Source organism: Burkholderia sp. PAMC 28687, from assembly GCF_001577465.1.
Lineage (GTDB): Bacteria > Pseudomonadota > Gammaproteobacteria > Burkholderiales > Burkholderiaceae > Caballeronia.
In genome coordinates this window covers 104,187-123,817 of record NZ_CP014507.1, presented here as the reverse complement: position 1 = coordinate 123,817, position 19,631 = coordinate 104,187, and the positions used below count along the sequence as shown (strand labels likewise).

The window sequence follows — 19,631 nt, the reverse complement described above, 5'->3', positions numbered from 1 at the left end:
GCCTCATCCGCCGTTGATCCGAAAGCCCGCCATGTGCTCGAAAAACCTGAGCGCGCGCGGGTCATCGGCGTGGGCTGTGTTGATGCGCACCCACGCCGACGACTCCCCGTTCGGCCGATAGTAACTCCCCGGCGCGAGCGTGATCCCGAACTTGAGCGCCTGCTCGACCAGCACCATGGAATCGTCGATATGCGGCACGCGTGCCCAGATGAAATTGCCGCCGGTGGGTTCATCGAAGACTTCCCAGCCGTGTTCCTCGATCCGCTGCACGGCCGTCGATAACGCGTCGCGCACCCTTCTGCGCAACCGCTCGAGATACTTCCGGTACGTCCCGCGCTCGAGCAGCGCCGCCACCACGCATTCGCTGAAACGCGATCCGCCCAGGCTCGTGAGCACTTTGACATCGACGAGATCCTTCACGAGTTCGCGCTTCGCAGCCAGATACCCGATGCGCAGCGACGATGACAATGTCTTCGACAAGCCGCCGAGATAAATCACGTGATCGAGCTGGTCGAGCGATGCCAGCCGTTGTGTCGGCGTTGCCTGGAAGTCGGCATAGATATCGTCTTCCACGATGGTGAAGTCGTGCTGCTGCGCGAGCTGCAGCAACTTGAATGCGACTTGCGGCGCGACGTTGGTCGCGGTCGGGTTATGGAACACCGTGTTGATGAAAAACAGCTTCGGCTTGATCGTCTTCAGCAGATGCTCGGCGAAATCGACATCGGGTCCCGTCGCCAATCGGGGCACGCCGACAATCCTCACGCCCTGAAGCTTGAGCAAACCGAACAGGTTGTAATACCCGGGATCTTCGACCAGCACGGTATCGCCCGACTTCAGCATGAACCGCACGATCAGGTCGAGTCCCTGGCTTGCCCCGCTCGTGACGATGATGTTGGACACGTCGGCCTCGACCCCGACGTGCGCCAGGCGCATCTGAATCTGATGACGCAGGTTTGCATCGCCATGCGGCATTGCATAGTCGATCACGCTTGCCGGGTCCATGCGCATGACCTGCCGCGCGGTCTGCATGATGCCTTCCAGATCGCGCCACGCTTCGGGCACGAAGCCGCTGCTGAGTTTCAGTGTCTCGCCGGGATAGTTGAATTGCTGGAGGATCTGGTTCGATTCCTCTTCGGCCAGGCGCGGATCCGAACCGCCGCCCGCGTCGTCACCGCCCATTTGATTGGCGACAAAAAATCCGGAACCGTGCTTCGGCACGATCATTCCCAGCGAGGAAAGCCGGTCATACGCCTCGATCACCGGAAAGCGGCTGATTTGCTGGCTCTCCGCCAGCGCGCGGATGGACGGCAGCTTCGCGCCCGACAGCAACTGGCGCGTGCGGATCAGGTTCGTGATGCCCGACACGAGCTGGTCAGTCATCGGAATGCCGCTGCTTGTATTGATCGCGAGGTCGATACCGGGGTTCATCGTGTCATCTCAAAAAGTGTGCAGGCAAAATCACTGAACAGTGCGGCACAACTGTTCGCGACTGTACATTTCCAAGATTGGAGTTTAAATAAATAATGGAGTCAAGAGGCCGTCTCTCTGTGAGCGGCCAGGATGGGAGAGCATCATGCGTGAAATCCGGACTTTGGAGCAGCAACCCAGCGAAGCGCCAGCCTGCTGGCTGATCGACCGCCCTCATACCCTGACTGTGTGCCGGGGAACAGTGTGGCTTACCATTGAAGGTGACACTGCCGACTGGTGGCTGCGCGCAGGCGATACACTCGAGCTCGCGCCGCGATCGAAGGTGTGGATCAGCGCATCGGAGCCGGACAGCCGCTTCATGCTGGCGTCGGCGCCGGTATTTTCGAGCATGCGCCGTTTCGCTTTGCCGCTTTACTGGATGCTGGCGCGTATGGGTCAGCGCAGGACGCGAGCAATGTGAATGGCGCGGGGCCGGCCAGCCCTGCCATTCAACGAATGCAGATAAAACAAAATGAACGATCGAATTCCGTCCTTCAACTCCTTTGACGCTTCGGGCACATCTTACGCCTTCGGCGTGGCTTGCCCTACGGTGCTGCCGCTTTCATCGATACTTCCCGAAGAGCCGCTCCTCATGATGGGCGCCGGCCCGGTGCCGATCCCCGATGCCGTCGCGAAGGCCAATGGCGTGGTGATCAACCACCTCGGCTCGACCATGGCGGCGGTCATCGGCCAGGTGAAGACCATGGCGCGCTACGTGTTCCAGACGGAATCGAAATGGGTGATGGGCGTGGCGGGTCCGGGATCGGGCGCGATGGAAATGGCGATCACGAACCTGGCGTGGAAGGATTCGCGCGTGCTCAGCATCTGCAACGGCTTTTTCAGCGAGCGCATGGCCGAGATGGCGCGGCGCACGGGTGCGGTCGTGGAAACGTTGAAGGTCAGCGAGGGAACCGCCGCCGATACCACGAAAGTCGCCGAAGCGATCGAGCGCTTCCGGCCGGAAGTCGTGACCATCGTTCACGGTGAAACATCGAACACCGTCTGGAACCGGAGCCTCGAATCCATCGCGGCGGTGGCGAGCGCCGCGGGCGCGCTGGTCGTGGTCGATGCCGTTTGTACGCTCAGCACCATGCCCCTGCCAATGGACGCGTGGGGTATCGATGCGGTGATCACGGGCGGTCAGAAAGGACTGTCGTCCATTCCGGGCGTGTCGCTGCTCGCGTTCTCCGAAAAGGCGTGGGACCGCATTACGTCACGACCGGTGCCGCACACGCACTGGTGCTTCGACGCATCGCTTGCGGCGAACTTCTGGCATAACGCGTCTTATCACTACACGGCGCCGGTTTCGGGCGTGCTTGCGCTGCATGAAGCGTTGCGCCTTGTGTGCGCCGAGACGCTGGAACGGCGTTTCGCGCGACATCTGCGCTGTTCGACGGCATTGCAAGCTGGCGTCGAGGCGCTGTCCCTGAAGCTCTATGTGCAGAAGGAAAGCCGCTTGAATTCGGTCGTCGGCATAGAAGTGCCAAAGGGCGTCACGGGCGCGGATATTTGCGCGCACATCTCGCGCAAGCATCATGTGGAGATTGCAGGATCGTTCGGTGCGCCAATCGTGCGGATCGGGCAGATGGGCGAACAATGCCGTGAGCATCATCTGTTTCGCACCATCCACGCGCTCGGCCGCACGATGGTCGATCTCGGCGTTCCGGTCGATTTGCCGTCCGGGGTTGCCGCGTTGGAACGGTCGTTATCGGCGGCCTGAAGCATCCGTTTTCCTGATTTCAATCAAGGCCCGCTATATGCGGGCTTTTTGTTTTTCTCGCGATGAAACTAAAACATTGATTTCCGGTTTTATCGCGTCGATTTATTTCCTCTTAAAACAATCCGGCGCTCTTGATATGAATCCGGTCATCTCATAATTAAAATGGACTGGGCCATTTAATCGCTTCCCGTCAACGTTCAAATTAAAAGCTTGAAGAAGCACGGGCCAGTTGTTAAGTTAGGCGAATTCCCAACCGCTCTCAACGTGACTGCACACGCACCGCACGGGCGGATGCGTGCATCCACCGCAGGGCGAACCGTTCAACAAGCCGCAACGTATCGCATCTGATTTCATTCATGAAAAACTCGTAATCAATACCGTCTTCGCGATTCATTCAGCGCCTCGATCGGCGTGAAGCTCCGGAATATCTATTAATTATTTTTAAGTTGCGATCAACCGATCGCGGAGTTGCACTCGCCTGGAGAAAGTCCATGAACACGGTTTCATCGAAACACACACCAGTCGCAACGTTTCAGCTTGGCGGTCCCCGGGCCTGGTGGATCTGGGCGCTGTCCGTGGCCTTCGTCATTTATCTCTTCAGCGTTCAAACGGGATATTCGATCGTCAATCCCGAGGTGAAGAAAAGCGCGTCGCTGACTGTGGAGCAAGTCGCGTCCATCGCGGCGGTCTACACATGGGTTTTCGCCGTCTGCCAGTTCTTCGGCGGCGCGTTGCTGGACCGGCTGGGTGCGCACAAGGTCCTGCCCATATCCGTCGTGCTGGTCACGGCCGGCGTGTTCCTGTTCGCCAACGCGGGGAGTTACGGCACGCTGCTCGTCTCGCAGTTCGTGATGGCCGTGGGCGCCTGTACCGGCTTTGTGGGCGCGGGGTACATAGGCGGCCAATGGTTCGGCATGGGCCGCTTCAACTTCATGTTCGGGCTGGTGCAGTTTTGCGCGTCGCTCTCATCGGCGTTTTCGGTCAACGCGCTGCAGTGGGGCCTGAGCGAAATGCCGTGGCGCGAGCTGTTCAATTTCGTGGGTGTGGCAGGCGTGGTGTTGTCGGTGCTCGCATTCCTCTTTCTGAAAAACCCGACGCCTGTCGAATCGACGGGCGCGGGGGGCGCGAGCGCGTTCATCCACTCAGTGCTCGATGCGCTTTTCCAGGTCGCCAAGGTGCCGCACGTCTGGATTTCGGCGCTCATCTGCGCTGCGTTGTTCGGCAGCATGCTTGCAGCGGGCGTAGTCTGGACACCCATGCTCATGGAGACGCGCGGCGCTTCCCCTGCCACGGCAGCATTCAGTTCGTCGTTGTTGTGGCTCGGGCTCGCCGCAGGCTGCCTCGTCATTCCGGCACTCTCCGACAAGATCGAGCGGCGCAAGATGCCCATCGTGATCGGCATTGCGGTTCAACTCGCGTGCGCGGGCGCGTTGCTGTACCTGCCGTCCATCTCGATTCCTGTTGCGATGGCGCTCAACTTCCTGTTCGGTTTTGCAAACGCCGCGCACATGCTCTGCTTCAGCAGCGCCGCGGACGTGGTCCCGCCGCAATTGATCGGTACGTCGGCGGCGTTTGTGAACGGCCTGGCGTTCATTGCGGGCGGCATCATGATTGCGGCGCCCGGCTCGAGAGTGGTGTCCGGCATGGCTGCGGGACTGACCGATCACACGCTGGCCATCGCGGAATACGCGGCGACGCCGATCACCTATTCGTTGATCGCGTCCTTTGTGCTCGCGCTGATCATGAAGGAATCGCATCCGGCACGGCGCCGCTGACCTTCTTCTGCCGATCCCTTCTCCGATACGAAAGCCGGCCTCGCGGCCGGCGCACTTCCCAGGAACTCGACATGACCGCACTAAAAGCCTTGCGCGCCGACGTGGTGACCTTCAGCGGCGATCCGTTTCTCCAGTCGCCCGAGCAATGCCTCGTTCATATACCCGATGCCATGGTCGTCATCGACCAGGGTCAGATCGTCGATGTCGGCCCCGCCTCCGAAGTAACGCCTCGCCTGCCCGCGGGAACTCAGGTTCAGCACTATCCGGACGCGATCATTTCGGCAGGGTTTATCGACACCCACATTCACTATCCGCAAACCGAGATGATCGGTGCGTATGGTGAGCAGTTGCTGGAATGGCTCAACACGTACACGTTCGTCGCCGAGCAGAATTTCGCCGATAAAAATCACGCCGACATGGTCGCCAAGGTGTTCTTGCGCGAACTCCTGCGCTCGGGCACCACGACGGCCGCCGTTTATTGCACGGTGCATCCGGGTTCGGTCGATGCATTTTTCGAAGAGTCGTCGCGTTTCAACACACGCATGGTCGCGGGCAAGGTGCTGATGGATCGCAACGCGCCGCCGGCGCTGCTCGATACCGCCGAACTCGCGTACTCCATGAGCTCCGACCTGATCGCGAAGTGGCACAAGCGCGGACGCCAGTTGTATTGCATCACGCCGCGCTTCGCGCCCACGAGCACGGACGCGCAGCTCGACGTCTGCGGCACCTTGCTCAAGGAAACGCCCGACGCTTACGTGCAAACGCATCTATGCGAAAACGTCGATGAAATCGCCTGGGTCATGGCGCTGTTCCCCGAGCGCCGGAGCTATCTCGATGTCTACGCGCACGCCGGCATAGTCGGACCCCGCTCGATCTACGGCCACGGCATCCACCTCACCGAGGACGACCTGTGCACGTGCCACCAGACCGGCGCGGCGCTGGCGCACTGCCCGACATCGAATTTCTTCCTCGGCAGCGGCCTCTTCCGTGTCTTCGATGCCAAGAACCCGAAGCGCCCTGTACGCGTCGGCCTCGGCACGGACGTGGGCGCAGGCACGAGCTTCTCGCAACTGCAATCGCTCAACGAAGCCTACAAGGTCGCGCAGATGAACCAGACGAAGCTCAATGCGATCCAGGCGTTTTATCTCGCCACGCGCGGCGGGGCGGAAGCGCTGTACCTGCAGGACAGGATCGGCACCGTTGCCAAGGGTTATGAGGCCGACCTCGTGATCCTCGATCGCAAGGCGACGCCGCTGATGTCGTTCCGCTCGGGCTATTGCAAGGACATCGTGGAGCAGCTTTTCGTGCTGATGACGCTCGGCGATGACCGCGCGATCAAGGCCACATACGTAGCGGGCGAACAGGTCTACGAGCGCAGTCCGTCAGGCGATGGATTCCGTTACCCGCTGGCTGCGTGATCCGGGCACCACTTCCAATTTCACGCAGGTTGGAACGGCCGATCCGCACTGCGCAGTGCGATCCGCGTTCGTTCGCCTGCATTTTACTGTCGGAGGAACGCGTGAAGAACTGCTTCGGTTTTAATTCAAAGGGAATCGCGGCGCTTGCGTCCTTGCTGGCGACCGGGATGCTGTGCAGCGGCGGCGCCAGCGCCCAGTCGAGCGTCCAGCTTTACGGGCAAGTGGACGCCTGGGTGGGCGCGCAGAAATATCCCGGTGGCGATCGTGCGTGGACGCTGGGCGGCGGCGGGATGTCGACATCGTATTGGGGCTTGAAGGGTGCGGAAGACCTCGGCGGCGGATACAAGGCGATCTTCGCGCTCGAAGATTTCTTCCGGCCGCAGAACGGCGCATATGGCCGCTTCCAGGGCGACTCGTTCTTCTCGCGCGATGCCTACGTCGGCGTCCAGTCGCCCTATGGAACCTTGACCGCGGGGCGGCTGACCACGTCGCTGTTTGTATCGACGATACTTTTCAATCCCTTCGCCGACTCTTACACGTTCTCGCCGATGGTCTATCACGTGTACCTCGGCCTTGGCACCTTCCCCGCCTACACGACCGACCAGGGCGTGGTCGGCGACTCCGGCTGGGACAATGCAATTTCATATTCGACGCCGGATTATCACGGTCTGAGCGGGACAGCCATGTACGCATTCGGCGACAAGGCCGGCGAAAACGGCCAGCACAAGCTGAGCGCGCAGTTCCTGTATCTCAGCGGTCAGTTCGCGGCAACGGGCGTCTATCAATACGTGAATTTCAACACGCAGCCCGACGACCTGAGTTCGCTTGTTTCCGGCATGCAGAGCCAGGCCGTGGCGCAGCTCGGCGTGTCCTACGACCTGCGTGTGGTCAAGCTTTTCGGTCAATACATGTACACGGATAACACCGTACGCACCGGCAACTTCCATATCAACACGGCGCAAGGCGGCGTGACCGTGCCTCTCGGCCCCGGCACCGTGATGGCCTCCTACGCCTATTCGCGCGACGCAGGCGGCCTCGACCAGACGCGGCAAACCTGGGCACTCGGCTACGACTATCCGCTCTCCAAACGCACTGATCTCTACGCCGCCTACATGAGCGACCGTATCACCAGTCAATCGACGGTCGAGACCTTCGGCGCCGGCGTCCGGGCGAAGTTCTAGGCCCCTGCGCGTACCGATATAAAATCCACCACGGGTTTTTGCTTTAGTCTTGGCGTTTCTCAGGAAACGCGACGGGCAAACGCACAAACTCATGGATTATTTCGCAGCGGTACGCGCGTTCGTTCATGCAGCCGAACGGCAAAGCTTCAGCAAGACGGCGCTTGAAATGGGCGTCAAGACATCGACCGTTTCGCGTTATGTGAGCGAGCTGGAAAAGGATCTGGGCATCGCCCTGTTCAACCGGTCCACCCGCGGGCTCGTGCTCACTGAAGGCGGCCGCGTGTTTCGCGAACATGCGCTTCTTGCGCTGCAGGCACTCGATGACGCCCGCGAGCTGACGTCATCGCTGAACCAGACGCCGCAAGGCGTGCTGCGCATCACCATGCCCGTGGCGTTCGGGCATCGGCATGTGGTGCCGCATTTGCCGGCGTTCATGAAGCGCTATCCGGATATTGGCGTCGATATCGTCGTGACCGACGAGACGCTGAACATGATAGAAGGGGGCGTCGATGTCGCGGTGCGGATCGGCGCGTTGCCCGATTCGCTGTTGATGGCGCGTCGGCTCGCGCCGCACCGCCGGATCGTATGCGCGAGTCCGGGGTATTTCGAACGCAACGGCACGCCCGCCGAACCCGATGATCTTGCGCATCACGAATCGCTGCGGCTCGCGCTGCAACCCGATGACCGATGGTTTTTCATGAAGCGCAAGGACGCGCCCGAAAAGCCGAAGCACACGCTCGTGGAGTTGAAGGGGCGTTTTCGCGGCGACGATTCGGAGGCCGTGCTGCAACTCGCGCTTGCGGGTTGCGGCGTGGCGTTGCTGCCCACGTGGCTTGTCGGAACAGCGCTACGCGATGAGCGCCTCATCCATGTGCTCGGCGATTGGGAAGCACGCACCGCGCGTGCCGAACCGGCGATCTGGGCGGTTTATCCGCCGAAGAAAATCGTATCGTCGAAAGTTCGTGCGTTTGTCGATTTTCTCGCCGAAGTGACCGGCGAGCCGCCGTACTGGGACGACGGTCTTGACGTCTGAACGATGCGCCTTAATGCGCAAAGCGGATATCGAGCGTGCGCAAGTAGGTTTGCAAACCGGCGTCCTGGATCGGAATCACGTAGGCGTCGCCATCGGATTCGTTGAAATGCGCATGCCAGTATCCCGGCGGCGTGACGAACTCCATCCCAGGCTTCCAATCCACCCGCGTCGGGTTTGAAATCCCGCCGTTCTCGTCCAGCTCGGTGCCGACCAGCGTATAACAACCCGCCTGACATCCCGCGATGAAATCAAGTGCAATCGATTGATGCCGGTGCGGCTTCTGCTCCGAATTGGGCGTCACGACGCCGAACATCGCCCAGAGGGTGTGAGTCACCGTCCTCGTCTGCGGGAAATTGACGTTGCCGAGCAGCACACTGATGCGGTTGCGCCGGGCGGCGTTCGCGTCCTCCCGGACCTTCTTCAACTCAGCCTGCGCCCGCGCCGCCGGATAAAGCGTCGCGGCGAAACGTGGCTGCACCGACGTCACGCCGAGATAGGTCAGCAGGGGCGCATCGTTCACGTAGTAGAGCGTGGCGGTGATGTCGGAACGAAGACTCGCGGATTCGCCGCCCGGCAGCGTGAAGAAGTCGCCCTGTGCGAAAGGGAAATCCACCGCACCTTGCATGACATGTCCGGCGCCGCTGATCACGTACCACACCAGCGATGTCGCCGTCGGCGCGAGCTTGAGTTCATCGCGGGCGTTGATGCGCACGAAGTTCGCGCTGAGGCTTGGACCCGTCGCGGGGCTCGGGCAGTTCAGCTCAGCGGACAAGTCGAGCGGCACGATGCGGGTCTCGCCATCCGCATAAAGCGCAGGCGAGAAGTTGCGGAACGGCACACGCGAGATGAGCTTTGCGCCAACAGGATTCGCTGACGACGTGTATTCGAAGTACTGCGCGTCATCGGTCGCGGGCGATGCTTCGGCGAGCGTGGCGGGGGATGTCTTGTTCAACATCGTGAGCTCCTTGCGAGTGGCGTTCAATGGGGTAACGCCACTTTAAGGAAGGGATGGCCGGCGCAGAAGCGCCTTGCATCGAAATCACCTTTGCGTAAAAGGGGGTATGGAAGACGCGACGGTCCTGGGACCGCTCAGGCTTCTGCGCATTTGGCCCCAATCTGCTGCGCCATACGCGCGATCGCGACGCAGATGCGTTTCTCGCGCCGGGCATCCATGCGCCCCGTCGGCACACTCGTGCTGACAGCGAGCCGCTTGCCGTGCGGCGTCTCCCCTACGTACGCCGCGAAACAGGTGAGCCCTGCCGCCGCTTCTTCGCATTCGCTCGCAAGCCCCGTCTCCCGGACCCGCGCAAGTTCACGCAGCAAGGTGGCGCGTCGCGTGATGGTGCGCGGCGTGGCGGCCGTGAGCCTGTCGGGCAGGAGCTGGAGCAGTTGGTCATCGGGCAGCGTCGCCAGCAAGGCCTTGCCAAGCGCGCACGAATGCGCCGGCAGCCGCGACCCGAGATCCGATACCAGCCGTACCGCCCGGCGTGAATCTTCCCGCGCGATATACACCACGTCGCGGCCATCGAGCGTGGCGAGTTGCACGACTTCGTTGTGCGTCGCAACGAACGCCGCCGCCTGCGACCGGAACGCCGCCTGAAAGCCATCGTGGCGAACGAAGGCGCTCCCCAACTCGAACAGCTTCACGCCGATGATGTAGCCATCGCCCCGCTTCTCGATCCAGAACTGGCGCTCGAGCGAGTCCAGCAGCAAATACAAGGTGCTGCGCGATAAACCCGTGGCCTCGTGCAGCGCGGACGCTCGCACGGGGGTGCGCGCGTTGGCGAGGACCTCGAGCACGTCGTTGGCGCGTCGTAGCGCGGGCACTTCGTAGACGCGTTCGGCGGTATCGTTTTTCATCTGATGGGGCGGATTGTGTGTCCAACAGGTTGGAATTATCTACAACATAATGGACAACTCGATACCCCGATAATACGATCAAGGCCCTGATTTCCACCAGCCCGGACACCTATTCATGGCCTCGATTTCCCCTTCCGCATGCCTTCCTGACGATCTCGACCGTGCAGTGCTCATTGGACGCGTGTGGCGCCCGGCGCCTGTCAATGGCCCATCGGTGGTCTGCGTTCGCAATGGCCAGGTCATCGACATCACGCATATCGCGCCGACTACGGCCGATCTGTTCGAACGTACCGATGCACTCGATATCGTCCGCAATGCCGAAGGTGAATCCCTGGGTTCGATCGAGGACATCGTGCGCGCGAGCTTCGATCCGCACTCCACGGGCGTCAAATTGCTCGCGCCGTGCGACGTGCAGGCCGTGAAAGCATGCGGCGTGACCTTCGCGGTCAGTCTGCTCGAACGCGTAATCGAGGAGCAGGCCGGCGGCGACGCCAGCAAGGCCAAGGAAGTGCGCGAGACCATCAACACGCTGATCGGCGCAGATCTTTCGAAGATAGTGCCGGGTTCGGAAAGCGCGGAAAAGCTGAAAGCGGAACTCGAGCGCCGCGGCGCGTGGTCGCAATACATGGAAGTCGGCATTGGGCCGGACGCCGAGGTGTTTTCCAAATCGCAGCCGATGTCCTCTGTCGGACTTGGCGCGGATATCGGGCTTTATCGGACGTCGATGTGGAACAACCCCGAGCCGGAGATCGTGCTGGCCGTGAACAGCGCAGGGAAGATCGTCGGCGCGACGCTCGGTAACGATGTGAACCTGCGCGACATCGAAGGCCGCAGCGCACTTCTGCTCGGCAAGGCGAAGGACAACAACGGGTCATGCGCGATCGGTCCGTTCATTCGCCTCTTCGACGGCCAGTTCACACTCGATTCCGTCCGCCAGGCCAGCGTCTCGCTGCGGATCGAAGGCGCCGACGACGGTTTCACGCTCGATGGCATCAGCCATATGAGCGAAATCAGCCGCGACCCCGCCGACCTCGTCGAGCAGACGATCGGGGCGCATCATCAGTATCCGGACGGTTTGATGCTGTTCCTCGGCACGATGTTCTCGCCGATCAAGGATCGCGACACCCCGGGCAGCGGTTTTACTCACCACATGGGCGACGCCGTGACAATCTCGGCGCCCGCACTCGGTGCGCTGGTGAACACCGTGCGCCGCTCGGAAGAGATCACGCCGTGGACGTTCGGCGTCCGGGCGCTGTATACGAATCTGGCAGCACGGGGGATCGCGCTGGACCAGAAATGAGGCTTGGACAAGTTGCCAGCACGCGCCTTACTACGAAGGGCGCGGGTTTTTATCGATAGTCGAGGGTAACGCAGCTTCCGTCGCCGTCTGCGGTCGTGTGCTGTTCGCCGAGTCGTCCCCGCCTGACGATGCGCCTTTCGCCTTTTCGGCCTGGGCGTAATCGTTGCCTTCCGTCGGTGTTGCAGGGCGCTGTGCGGCATCAGTCCCTTCAGTATCGGGCGTATCCACTCTTGCATCGGGCTCGTGCAACGGTGCGTCGGGCTGACGTACGCCCTGATGAGCATCAGCGCCCGTTGCGGCGCCACCCGGCAAGTTGCCGATGGATCCACCCCCGCTTGCGCCTGAACCACTGTCGCCTAACGGCTTGCCGCTATTCTTCTCGCGTTCTGTCTGGGTCATGATGCGTTCCTGTCCGTTTGCCGTGGTCAATACAAACAGCAAGTCACATTCCACTACCCGGCGCCGGCTTTCGTCACTTCCGCGGATTCCTCGGAGGCGTTACCCTAAGCACCTGAAGCAGATGTCTCGTGTGAACCGTCGCCTTACGCTCAACACCATGCCAGTTTACGATTACGAATGCCCGGAATGCGGCCAGTTCGAAACCGCTCGACGTATTGCTGAGCGCAATGACGCGACCGCTTGCCCTCAGTGTGGGATGACCGCGCAGCGAGTAATGGTCGGTGCGCCGTCGTTGTCAGGCGAGACGCCCGAGCCTGGCGGGGGGTACGGGATGCGGCACATGGGTGGGTGCGCGTGTTGCCGGTAAGGTCGTGAGCCTCATCGTCTTCTTAAGATCGCAGCAGGACGGGCCGTGTCGAGTTGAGAATCGCACCATATCTCAGCCCACACGCGTGCGTAGTTGATCGCTTGCAAAGGCGTCGGAAATGGCTTCAAAGTGCACGAATTGAAAGGATCGTCGCCACCATTCGATACGCGCCATATCGACACGCTCCCGGCATAGTTGCCATCACCGGGCACGGCGGCACACTCGATGTTGAACCCGCGATATTCAAATTGCATGCGCCCTCCGTCCGTTCTATTTCGTCTTGGACAGGGTTGCCAAGTAGTTTCGAGACGTACTCAGCGGCTCCGATTCAAATGGATGTCGCTACGTTTGCGCTTGGAAAGCAATATATGAAAAGCACTCCCGATCTTGCATTCTGCTTTCTTTAACGGATGGAAGCGTCCGATAAGAATGATCACATTCAGTGGCTTTCGTACATTGCATTGTCGGAATGCGCGCGTCGAACAGTGTCTGCTTTTTAGATGTTGTCGAAGCGGCAGAAAACCGAGCAGCTTATCCTGGACGAGGTCCGTATGAGGCTGCCGGTCGCGCAACGCGCACCGGAACGCCTGTGCCTCATACAAAAACGCCGCTCGCTCGTCGCCGTTGTACGTCGACAGTGAACGAGCGGCAATTGCGTGGTTTCGGAAGCGGCGTGTCAGCACAAGTGAAGGAATCCTAGCCACAGTCCAGATGCGACCGCAGCACTTGCCTTTTACCGGACAGCCGCTTCGTCACTCATTGACGGATAGTCGATATATCCTTTCGCATCGCCTCCATACATGGTGGCCTGATCCGGCTCGGTGAGCGCGGCGCCTGCCTTCAGGCGTTCGACAAGATCCGGGTTCGAAATGTACGGACGACCGAACGCGATAAGGTCGGCACGTTTTGTGGCCAATGTCGATTGTGCGAGCGCCTTGTCATAACCATTGTTGGCCATGAACAAGCCATCGAAAGCCCGACGCAATACTTGCAGGTCAAATGCACCTGGAACGTCGCGAGTACCGCCGGTTTCACCCTCTATGACATGGAGATAAGCCAGCTTCAGCGCGTTGATCTTTTCAACGACATAGGTGTAAAGCGGCTCTGGATTGGTATCCGAGATATCGCCAAAGCTGCTTAGTGGAGAGATTCGCACACCGACCCTGTCGCCACCCCACACACCGACCACGGCGTCAGCCACTTCAAGCAGGAGCCTGGCCCGGTTCTCGATCGAACCGCCATACTGGTCGGTGCGTCGATTTGTCTTGTCGCGCAAGAACTGGTCGAGCAGATAGCCGTTGGCGGCGTGAATCTCCACTCCGTCAAAACCTGCTGTCTTCGCATTCTGCGCGGCTGTTCGATATTGCTCGACAATACCCGGCAGTTCTGACGTTTCCAGCGCACGCGGTGTGACGAGCGGCACGAAACCGTCGTTGGTGAAAGCCTGCCCCTCGGGTTTTACCGCTGAGGGTGCGACCGGCAATGCATTATCCGGCTGGATGGAAGGATGCGAAATACGTCCGACGTGCCACAGTTGGAGGTACATCCGGCCACCTTTGTCGTGAACCGCATCAGTGATGCGCCTCCAGGCTTTAACCTGTTCGTCGTTGTAGATGCCCGGTGTGAAAACATAACCTTTGCCTTGCGGCGAGATCTGAGTCGCTTCGGCAATGATCAAACCGGCCGACGCGCGCTGCGAATAGTATTCGATGGCAAGTTCACTCGGTACATCGCCCTCTTTCGCGCGACTGCGAGTGAGAGGAGCCATCACAATGCGGTTGGGCAGCGAGAGCGGCCCCAGTTGAACGGGTTCGAAGAGATAGTCGTCGATAGCGGCATTGCTGGTTTCTTTCGTCATGCTATTCCTAACGGTGAATGAATTCGGCTGCGCTTGGCGAAATCCATGCCATATAAAGGCAAGCGGAGATGCGGTCTCAAATGGTAAAGCAAGAATCGGCTGCCCGCTTTTTCGCCAGCGACCCCTCTCATCGGAAGGCGTCGCCCAAATGCGAAAACCGCGCTGACACAGCGCGGTTTGAAATGTACAGGGAGACTTATCGGCGACGACAATTTGACTTTGCCCCGCCTCAACGCGCCGAGAAAGCAAAGTATGGCCAATCGTGCGGTCAAGCATGCCCCCCAGGAGGGTATGCGATGCTTAACGGCAAATGGAAGTAGCGTGAAACGCTCGGGAATCCTGGTGGGCCGGGTGGGATTCGAACCCACTATCGGTCGATTATGAGTCGACAGCTTATACCAATTAAGCTTCCGGCCCTTTGTGCAGCGGAACGCAGATCAACACTGCCGTGATCACGAACTTCGTTCGTAACACACTCGCGAAGGTCTGCGAGTTTGCCTTGAAACGAGCCATAAAACAAGCGGGGCGGCCCGACCTGGACCGCCCCGCTCGGATGCTTCATTCACGCCTCGACCATCAATTCCCTTCCAGGAACGACTTCAGCTTGTCCGAACGGCTTGGATGACGAAGCTTGCGCAGCGCCTTCGCCTCGATCTGGCGAATCCGTTCGCGGGTGACATCGAACTGCTTGCCGACTTCTTCTAGCGTATGGTCCGTACTCATTTCGATACCAAAACGCATGCGCAGCACCTTCGCTTCGCGCGGCGTCAACGAATCGAGCACGTCCTTCACGACGTCGCGCATGCTGGCGTGCAGCGCGGCATCCGCCGGGGCGACCGTATTCGTGTCTTCGATAAAGTCACCCAGATGCGAGTCGTCGTCGTCCCCGATCGGCGTTTCCATGGAGATCGGCTCCTTCGCGATCTTCATGATCTTGCGGATCTTGTCTTCCGGCATTTCCATCTTCTCGGCGAGCGTTGCCGGATCCGGCTCAAGACCGGTTTCCTGCAGGATCTGCCGCGAAATACGGTTCATCTTGTTGATCGTTTCGATCATGTGAACCGGAATCCGGATGGTGCGCGCCTGGTCGGCAATCGACCGCGTGATGGCCTGGCGAATCCACCATGTGGCGTAAGTCGAGAATTTATAACCACGACGGTATTCGAACTTGTCCACCGCCTTCATCAGGCCGATGTTGCCTTCCTGGATCAGGTCAAGAAACTGCAGCCCGCGGTTCGTGTATTTCTTGGCAATCGAGATTACGAGACGCAAGTTCGCTTCCGTCATTTCGCGCTTGGCCTGACGCGCCTTCAGTTCGCCGGCCGCCATCTGACGGTTGGTTTCCTTCAGGTCCTTCAACGGCAACACGACCCGCGCCTGCAAGTCGAGCAGACGTTGCTGCTGTTCGCGAATCGCGGGAACGTTACGCGCCAGGATCACGCTGTAGCCATGATTCTCGGCAACGACTTTCTCAGACCATTCGAGATCCGTCTCGCTACCCGGAAAACGCGCGATGAATTCGGCCCGCGGCATGCCGCATTTATCGACAACGGTATGCAGGATCTGACGTTCCACCTGACGTACTTCGTCCACTTGCGCACGCAGCGTGTCGCACAGGCGCTCAACGGTACGTGCGGTAAAGCGAATGGTCATCAGCTCGCTCTGAATGGCTTCCTGCGCCTTCAGATAAGCCTTCGACTTGTAGCCTTCCTTCTCGTAAGCGCGGCGCATCTTGTCGAACCACTCGCTGATGAGCGAGAATTTTTCGAGCGATGCACGCTTGAGCGCTTCCAGTTGCGCGGCGTTGGCGTTCGCCTGAGCGGTGGTTTCGTCGACTTCTTCCTCGTCTTCGCTGCTTTCGTCGGCTTCCTCTTCGTCCTCGCTTTCAATGGCTTCCGCTTCCTGCTCGGAAAAACCATCGGCGTCGGCGGCGTTCGGGTCGATCAGACCGTCCACCAGTTCGTCAACGCGCGTTTCTTCGTTCTGCACGCGCTCGGCCATCGCGAGAATGTCCGCGATGGTCGTCGGGCACGCCGAAATGGCCATCACCATGTGCTTGAGGCCATCTTCAATGCGCTTCGCGATCTCGATTTCGCCTTCGCGCGTGAGCAGCTCGACTGTGCCCATTTCGCGCATGTACATGCGCACCGGATCGGTCGTACGGCCAAATTCGGAATCGACAGTGGACAGTGCGACTTCGGCCTCTTCCTCGACCTCGTCATCCGACGATGCGGCCGGCGCGTTGTCGTTGAGCAGCAGCGTTTCAGCGTCCGGCGCCTGTTCGTAGACCGCTACGCCCATGTCGTTGAACGTGCTGATGATCCCTTCGATCGCTTCCGTTTCCGTGAAGTTGTCGGGCAGGTGATCGTTGATTTCCGCGTAGGTCAGGAAGCCGCGTTCCTTGCCGAGCTTGATCAGCGCGCGCAGTTTCGCACGGCGCTCCTCGAGCTCTTCAACCGTACCGGGCGCGCTGGAGGCGAACGCGTCCTTCAACAGCGCTTTTTCCTTGGCACGCCGGTCGCGCGCCTTGACCTTCTCGACCTTGACCGGAGGCGCGGCTACGGCATCCGCTGCGGGCACCGCAGGATCGGCCTGGACGTTTTGCGCGTTTTGCGTTGCGTCGTCATCGACGGGTACTTCGTTCAGCTTTTTCGTCATGGAGTTCGCCGTACCGGCATTAGTCTCGACTCGCGGCTGCTGGACGACAGCCGATGGAACCGTGGATACTGAATGTGTGCGCGCTGCCTCGTCCTGCGTCGACACGACTTTCCGGGCATTACGCCGTCCGGGGTCCTGCGCCGGACCTCGCTTCACGACGCGCATGCGAGCCTGCTTCGACTCCTGCTTCGTGACGCGTTTCCGGCCCGCATTAGCAGCCGCTTCCGTTGCACTCGCTTGCTTGCCGGCCGAACTTCCGGCCTTCTCCGCTTCGCCCGCCGCATCCGACTGGCCGGAAATGCTGCCGGCCCGACTTGTCGACTGACCCAGCGTTTTTTTGCCTGGCGGCCTGACGGCTTTCGCCGCTCTGGCCGGCCCTGCACTCACTGCCGATGCAACCGAGCCTTGCTTCCTGGTGCTCAATTCAGTGCCCGGTTGACTGCCTGACTGACTACTTGAAGCAGACAAACCGGAAGGTGACTTGACGGCTGACGCGCGGCGTCTGGACGCTCCGGAGGAAGGAACTGACCGGCTTTGGGCCACTGCCCGTTTCGACTCGTTAGAGCCGCGTGCCGTTGTTTTCTTCCCGCTAGCAGTCTTAACCATGCGTGCCTCACCTCTTTTTCGCAAATGAGCACAAAAGTCAAAAAAACAACTTGCTGAAAACCTTTAATTGTAGCATGCGCTATTTACACCTCCCGACTTACCCCACGTGCAGCCTTGATTTGAGCAGCTTTAACCGATAATTCCGAGAATTCGGCAATTTCTTCTGCGGTCAGGCTGGCCTGCTGCGCCAGTTGATCCAGCCGATTCCTATAGCTGTCATGCCGGAGTTTGACAACGGTTGCCTGTAGTTCCTCTGCCAGAAGCTTTTTCTGCTCCTGCACACGCTCGTTGGCGGACTCGTCATCAGGGTCCCGCATCAGCAAGTCACGTACATTTTCATCATAGGCGAGAATTTCCTGGAAGATATCCTCGTAAGTCGGGGCGTTCGCGGCGTTGCGCAACAGATCCGACAACATCTGGAACTCCGCGGTCTCGCCCAGTTCCCGAGCGTGCCCAATCACTTCGCTGAATAATTCGCCGTGTTCGGTCATGGTCACGAGCGACTGCTCGCTTTCGTGATCGAGCGTTTTATAAATCGATGGATACATCACCAGATTGCGCAACGCACGTTGTTCATGCCCTTTGACGCGACGCCGCTCGCTCTTCGGCAACGCGGCCCGGGCAACTGCCGCGGCGCGCGAATCGATGTCGCACAATGCCGCAATTTCACCAAACGGCGTATTCAGCCGATCGGCCAGCATGTGCAGGATCTGCACGCGCAGCGCGTTGGGTGGAAGCGCCTGCAGCAGCGGTTTGGCATCGAACAGCGCCTTCGCGCGGCCTTCCGGCTGGTCGAGCTCCTTGTCGTTCAAAATCTCGTTGAGCAGGAATTGCGACAGCGGCATGGCGCGATCGACCTGTTCACCAAACCCGTCCGTACCGAACTCGCGCACGTAGCTGTCCGGATCGTGCTCTTTTGGCAGGAACAGGAAGCGGATGGTGCGGTTGTCGGCGGCGTGCGGCAAACATGCCTCGAGCGCGCGACGCGCGGCGCGACGGCCAGCGGAATCGCCATCGAAGCTGAACACGACTGTTTCAGTCTGACGAAACAGCTTTTGAACGTGGACCGGCGTGCAGGCCGTCCCGAGCGTGGCGACCGCATTCGCAAACCCGAGTTGCGCGAGCGCCACCACGTCCATATACCCTTCGACGACCAGTGCGTAGCCAAGTTCGCGGATGGCCAGACGTGCTTCAAACAAACCGTACAACTCGCTGCCCTTGCTGAACAGCGGCGTTTCCGGCGAGTTCAAGTACTTGGGTTCGCCGCCGTCGAGCACGCGTCCCCCAAAACCGATCACGTTTCCCTTCACATTGCGGATGGGAAACATCACGCGTTCGCGGAAGCGGTCGTACCGGCGGGACTGGCCCTGGTTGTCGCTTTTTTCGCTGACGATGATCAGGCCCGCTTCCACCAGGTTGTCGTTCTTGTAATCGGGAAACGCGCTTTCCAGGTTCTGCCAGCCGTCCGGCGCGTAACCCAGCCCGAACCGCAATGCGATTTCGCCGGTGAGACCGCGTTTTTTCAGATATTCGATGGCGTTAGGCGCCCCGCGCAATTGCTTCCTGTAGAAGTCGCAGGCGGTTTGCATCACTTCCGTCAACGCGACGCTGACCGCCTTGCTTGGCGCGGGCGAATAGCCTTCGCCAGATCCGCCCGAAAGCCGCGAGGGTTCCTGCGGAACCGTCAAGCCGACTGATTGGGCGAGTTCCTGTACCGCTTCCGGAAAGGTCAGCGCCGTGTGCTCCATGAGAAAGCTGATGGCCGTGCCGTGCGCGCCGCAGCCGAAGCAGTGATAGAACTGCTTGGTCGGGCTGACCGTGAACGAGGGACTTTTCTCGTTATGGAACGGGCACAGGCCCATGAAGTTCGCGCCGCCCTTCTTCAACTGGACGAACTTGCCCACCACGTCGACGATATCGACGCGGTTCAGCAAGTCCTGAAGAAACGAATGCGGAATCACTTAGTAAGTCTTTTGCTGAGTCTTTATG

General features: G+C 60.1%; 17 protein-coding genes and 1 tRNA gene. 8 read left to right on the top strand and 10 right to left on the bottom strand.

Going from position 1 to position 19,631, the window contains the following annotated elements:
• Positions 1-3: 3 nt before the first annotated feature.
• Complete coding sequence (locus AX768_RS23340; RefSeq protein WP_062002525.1) at positions 4-1,428, bottom strand: aminotransferase-like domain-containing protein; 1,425 nt, start codon at positions 1,426-1,428, stop codon at positions 4-6.
• A 145-nt stretch (positions 1,429-1,573) separates the two neighbouring features.
• Between AX768_RS23340 and AX768_RS23335 the strand changes: the two genes are divergently transcribed.
• Both AX768_RS23335 and AX768_RS23330 read left to right on the top strand, forming a co-directional pair.
• Complete coding sequence (locus AX768_RS23335; RefSeq protein ID WP_062172291.1) at positions 1,574-1,888, top strand: DUF2917 domain-containing protein; 315 nt, start codon at positions 1,574-1,576, stop codon at positions 1,886-1,888.
• A gap of 171 nt (positions 1,889-2,059) precedes the next feature.
• The gene (locus AX768_RS23330) at positions 2,060-3,187 is read left to right on the top strand and encodes a pyridoxal-phosphate-dependent aminotransferase family protein (RefSeq protein WP_442857279.1); all 1,128 of its coding nucleotides are present in this window, start codon (positions 2,060-2,062) and stop codon (positions 3,185-3,187) included.
• 259 nt (positions 3,188-3,446) lie between these two features.
• Here the strand turns inward: AX768_RS23330 and AX768_RS34125 are convergent, their stop codons facing one another.
• Entirely contained in the window at positions 3,447-3,581 is a 135-nt protein-coding gene (locus AX768_RS34125) for a hypothetical protein (protein ID WP_256701203.1), read from the bottom strand.
• 97 nt (positions 3,582-3,678) lie between these two features.
• Between AX768_RS34125 and AX768_RS23325 the strand changes: the two genes are divergently transcribed.
• The 4 genes from AX768_RS23325 to AX768_RS23310 all read left to right on the top strand — a co-directional run bounded on the left by AX768_RS23325 (position 3,679) and on the right by AX768_RS23310 (position 8,594).
• Entirely contained in the window at positions 3,679-4,962 is a 1,284-nt protein-coding gene (locus AX768_RS23325; protein ID WP_062002522.1) for an MFS transporter, read from the top strand.
• Between the two features lie 71 nt (positions 4,963-5,033).
• Entirely contained in the window at positions 5,034-6,380 is a 1,347-nt protein-coding gene (gene guaD, locus AX768_RS23320) for a guanine deaminase (protein WP_062002521.1), read from the top strand.
• 134 nt (positions 6,381-6,514) lie between these two features.
• Positions 6,515-7,561 (top strand): porin, encoded by a 1,047-nt coding sequence (locus tag AX768_RS23315; RefSeq protein WP_062003614.1) that lies wholly within the window; start codon positions 6,515-6,517, stop codon positions 7,559-7,561.
• A gap of 91 nt (positions 7,562-7,652) precedes the next feature.
• Positions 7,653-8,594 (top strand): LysR family transcriptional regulator, encoded by a 942-nt coding sequence (locus AX768_RS23310; protein WP_062003613.1) that lies wholly within the window; start codon positions 7,653-7,655, stop codon positions 8,592-8,594.
• A 10-nt stretch (positions 8,595-8,604) separates the two neighbouring features.
• Here the strand turns inward: AX768_RS23310 and AX768_RS23305 are convergent, their stop codons facing one another.
• Together AX768_RS23305 and AX768_RS23300 are read right to left on the bottom strand one after the other, a co-directional pair.
• Complete coding sequence (locus AX768_RS23305) at positions 8,605-9,549, bottom strand: hypothetical protein (RefSeq protein ID WP_062002520.1); 945 nt, start codon at positions 9,547-9,549, stop codon at positions 8,605-8,607.
• Positions 9,550-9,683: 134 nt separating this feature from the next.
• On the bottom strand, positions 9,684-10,454 hold the full coding sequence (locus AX768_RS23300; protein WP_062002519.1) for an IclR family transcriptional regulator: 771 nt from the start codon (positions 10,452-10,454) through the stop codon (positions 9,684-9,686).
• Between the two features lie 115 nt (positions 10,455-10,569).
• Here AX768_RS23300 and AX768_RS23295 point away from each other — a divergent pair, with 115 nt between their 5' ends.
• Positions 10,570-11,754: a fumarylacetoacetate hydrolase family protein gene (locus AX768_RS23295; protein WP_062002518.1), complete on the top strand. Its 1,185-nt coding sequence runs from the start codon at positions 10,570-10,572 to the stop codon at positions 11,752-11,754.
• Between the two features lie 30 nt (positions 11,755-11,784).
• Here AX768_RS23295 and AX768_RS23290 read toward each other — a convergent pair whose 3' ends face one another.
• Positions 11,785-12,153, bottom strand: coding sequence for a hypothetical protein (locus AX768_RS23290; protein ID WP_144022113.1), 369 nt, complete (start codon positions 12,151-12,153; stop codon positions 11,785-11,787).
• Here AX768_RS23290 and AX768_RS34510 point away from each other — a divergent pair.
• Positions 12,074-12,520, top strand: a complete 447-nt coding sequence (locus tag AX768_RS34510; protein WP_439823417.1) for an FmdB family zinc ribbon protein — start codon at positions 12,074-12,076, stop codon at positions 12,518-12,520. The genes AX768_RS23290 and AX768_RS34510 overlap by 80 nt on opposite strands.
• An 11-nt stretch (positions 12,521-12,531) precedes the next feature.
• On the opposite strand, the gene AX768_RS33865 is transcribed toward AX768_RS34510, so the two are convergent.
• The 5 genes from AX768_RS33865 to dnaG form a co-directional block, all read right to left on the bottom strand.
• A complete protein-coding gene (locus tag AX768_RS33865; RefSeq protein ID WP_086381676.1) occupies positions 12,532-12,774 on the bottom strand; it encodes a hypothetical protein in 243 nt (80 codons plus the stop codon).
• Between the two features lie 479 nt (positions 12,775-13,253).
• The gene (locus AX768_RS23285; protein ID WP_062002516.1) at positions 13,254-14,378 is read right to left on the bottom strand and encodes an alkene reductase; all 1,125 of its coding nucleotides are present in this window, start codon (positions 14,376-14,378) and stop codon (positions 13,254-13,256) included.
• A 340-nt stretch (positions 14,379-14,718) separates the two neighbouring features.
• A tRNA-Ile gene (locus tag AX768_RS23280) sits at positions 14,719-14,795 on the bottom strand.
• A gap of 159 nt (positions 14,796-14,954) precedes the next feature.
• On the bottom strand, positions 14,955-17,201 hold the full coding sequence (gene rpoD, locus AX768_RS23275; RefSeq protein WP_119024683.1) for an RNA polymerase sigma factor RpoD: 2,247 nt from the start codon (positions 17,199-17,201) through the stop codon (positions 14,955-14,957).
• A 524-nt stretch (positions 17,202-17,725) separates the two neighbouring features.
• A complete protein-coding gene (gene dnaG / locus AX768_RS23270; protein ID WP_062002515.1) occupies positions 17,726-19,603 on the bottom strand; it encodes a DNA primase in 1,878 nt (625 codons plus the stop codon).
• Between the last annotated feature and the right edge of the window lie 28 nt (positions 19,604-19,631).

Coding starts and splice junctions, on each gene's coding strand:
- AX768_RS23290 (WP_144022113.1), bottom strand. CDS start 12,153: ATGACCCAGACAGAACGCGAGAAGAATAGCGGCAAGCCGTTAGGCGAC.
- AX768_RS34510 (WP_439823417.1), top strand. CDS start 12,074: ATGGATCCACCCCCGCTTGCGCCTGAACCACTGTCGCCTAACGGCTTG.
- AX768_RS23300 (WP_062002519.1), bottom strand. CDS start 10,454: ATGAAAAACGATACCGCCGAACGCGTCTACGAAGTGCCCGCGCTACGA.
- AX768_RS23310 (WP_062003613.1), top strand. CDS start 7,653: ATGGATTATTTCGCAGCGGTACGCGCGTTCGTTCATGCAGCCGAACGG.
- AX768_RS33865 (WP_086381676.1), bottom strand. CDS start 12,774: ATGCAATTTGAATATCGCGGGTTCAACATCGAGTGTGCCGCCGTGCCC.
- guaD (WP_062002521.1), top strand. CDS start 5,034: ATGACCGCACTAAAAGCCTTGCGCGCCGACGTGGTGACCTTCAGCGGC.
- AX768_RS23340 (WP_062002525.1), bottom strand. CDS start 1,428: ATGAACCCCGGTATCGACCTCGCGATCAATACAAGCAGCGGCATTCCG.
- AX768_RS23305 (WP_062002520.1), bottom strand. CDS start 9,549: ATGTTGAACAAGACATCCCCCGCCACGCTCGCCGAAGCATCGCCCGCG.
- AX768_RS34125 (WP_256701203.1), bottom strand. CDS start 3,581: ATGAATCGCGAAGACGGTATTGATTACGAGTTTTTCATGAATGAAATC.
- AX768_RS23285 (WP_062002516.1), bottom strand. CDS start 14,378: ATGACGAAAGAAACCAGCAATGCCGCTATCGACGACTATCTCTTCGAA.
- AX768_RS23295 (WP_062002518.1), top strand. CDS start 10,570: ATGGCCTCGATTTCCCCTTCCGCATGCCTTCCTGACGATCTCGACCGT.
- AX768_RS23330 (WP_442857279.1), top strand. CDS start 2,060: ATGATGGGCGCCGGCCCGGTGCCGATCCCCGATGCCGTCGCGAAGGCC.
- rpoD (WP_119024683.1), bottom strand. CDS start 17,201: ATGCGCGTCGTGAAGCGAGGTCCGGCGCAGGACCCCGGACGGCGTAAT.
- AX768_RS23335 (WP_062172291.1), top strand. CDS start 1,574: ATGCGTGAAATCCGGACTTTGGAGCAGCAACCCAGCGAAGCGCCAGCC.
- AX768_RS23325 (WP_062002522.1), top strand. CDS start 3,679: ATGAACACGGTTTCATCGAAACACACACCAGTCGCAACGTTTCAGCTT.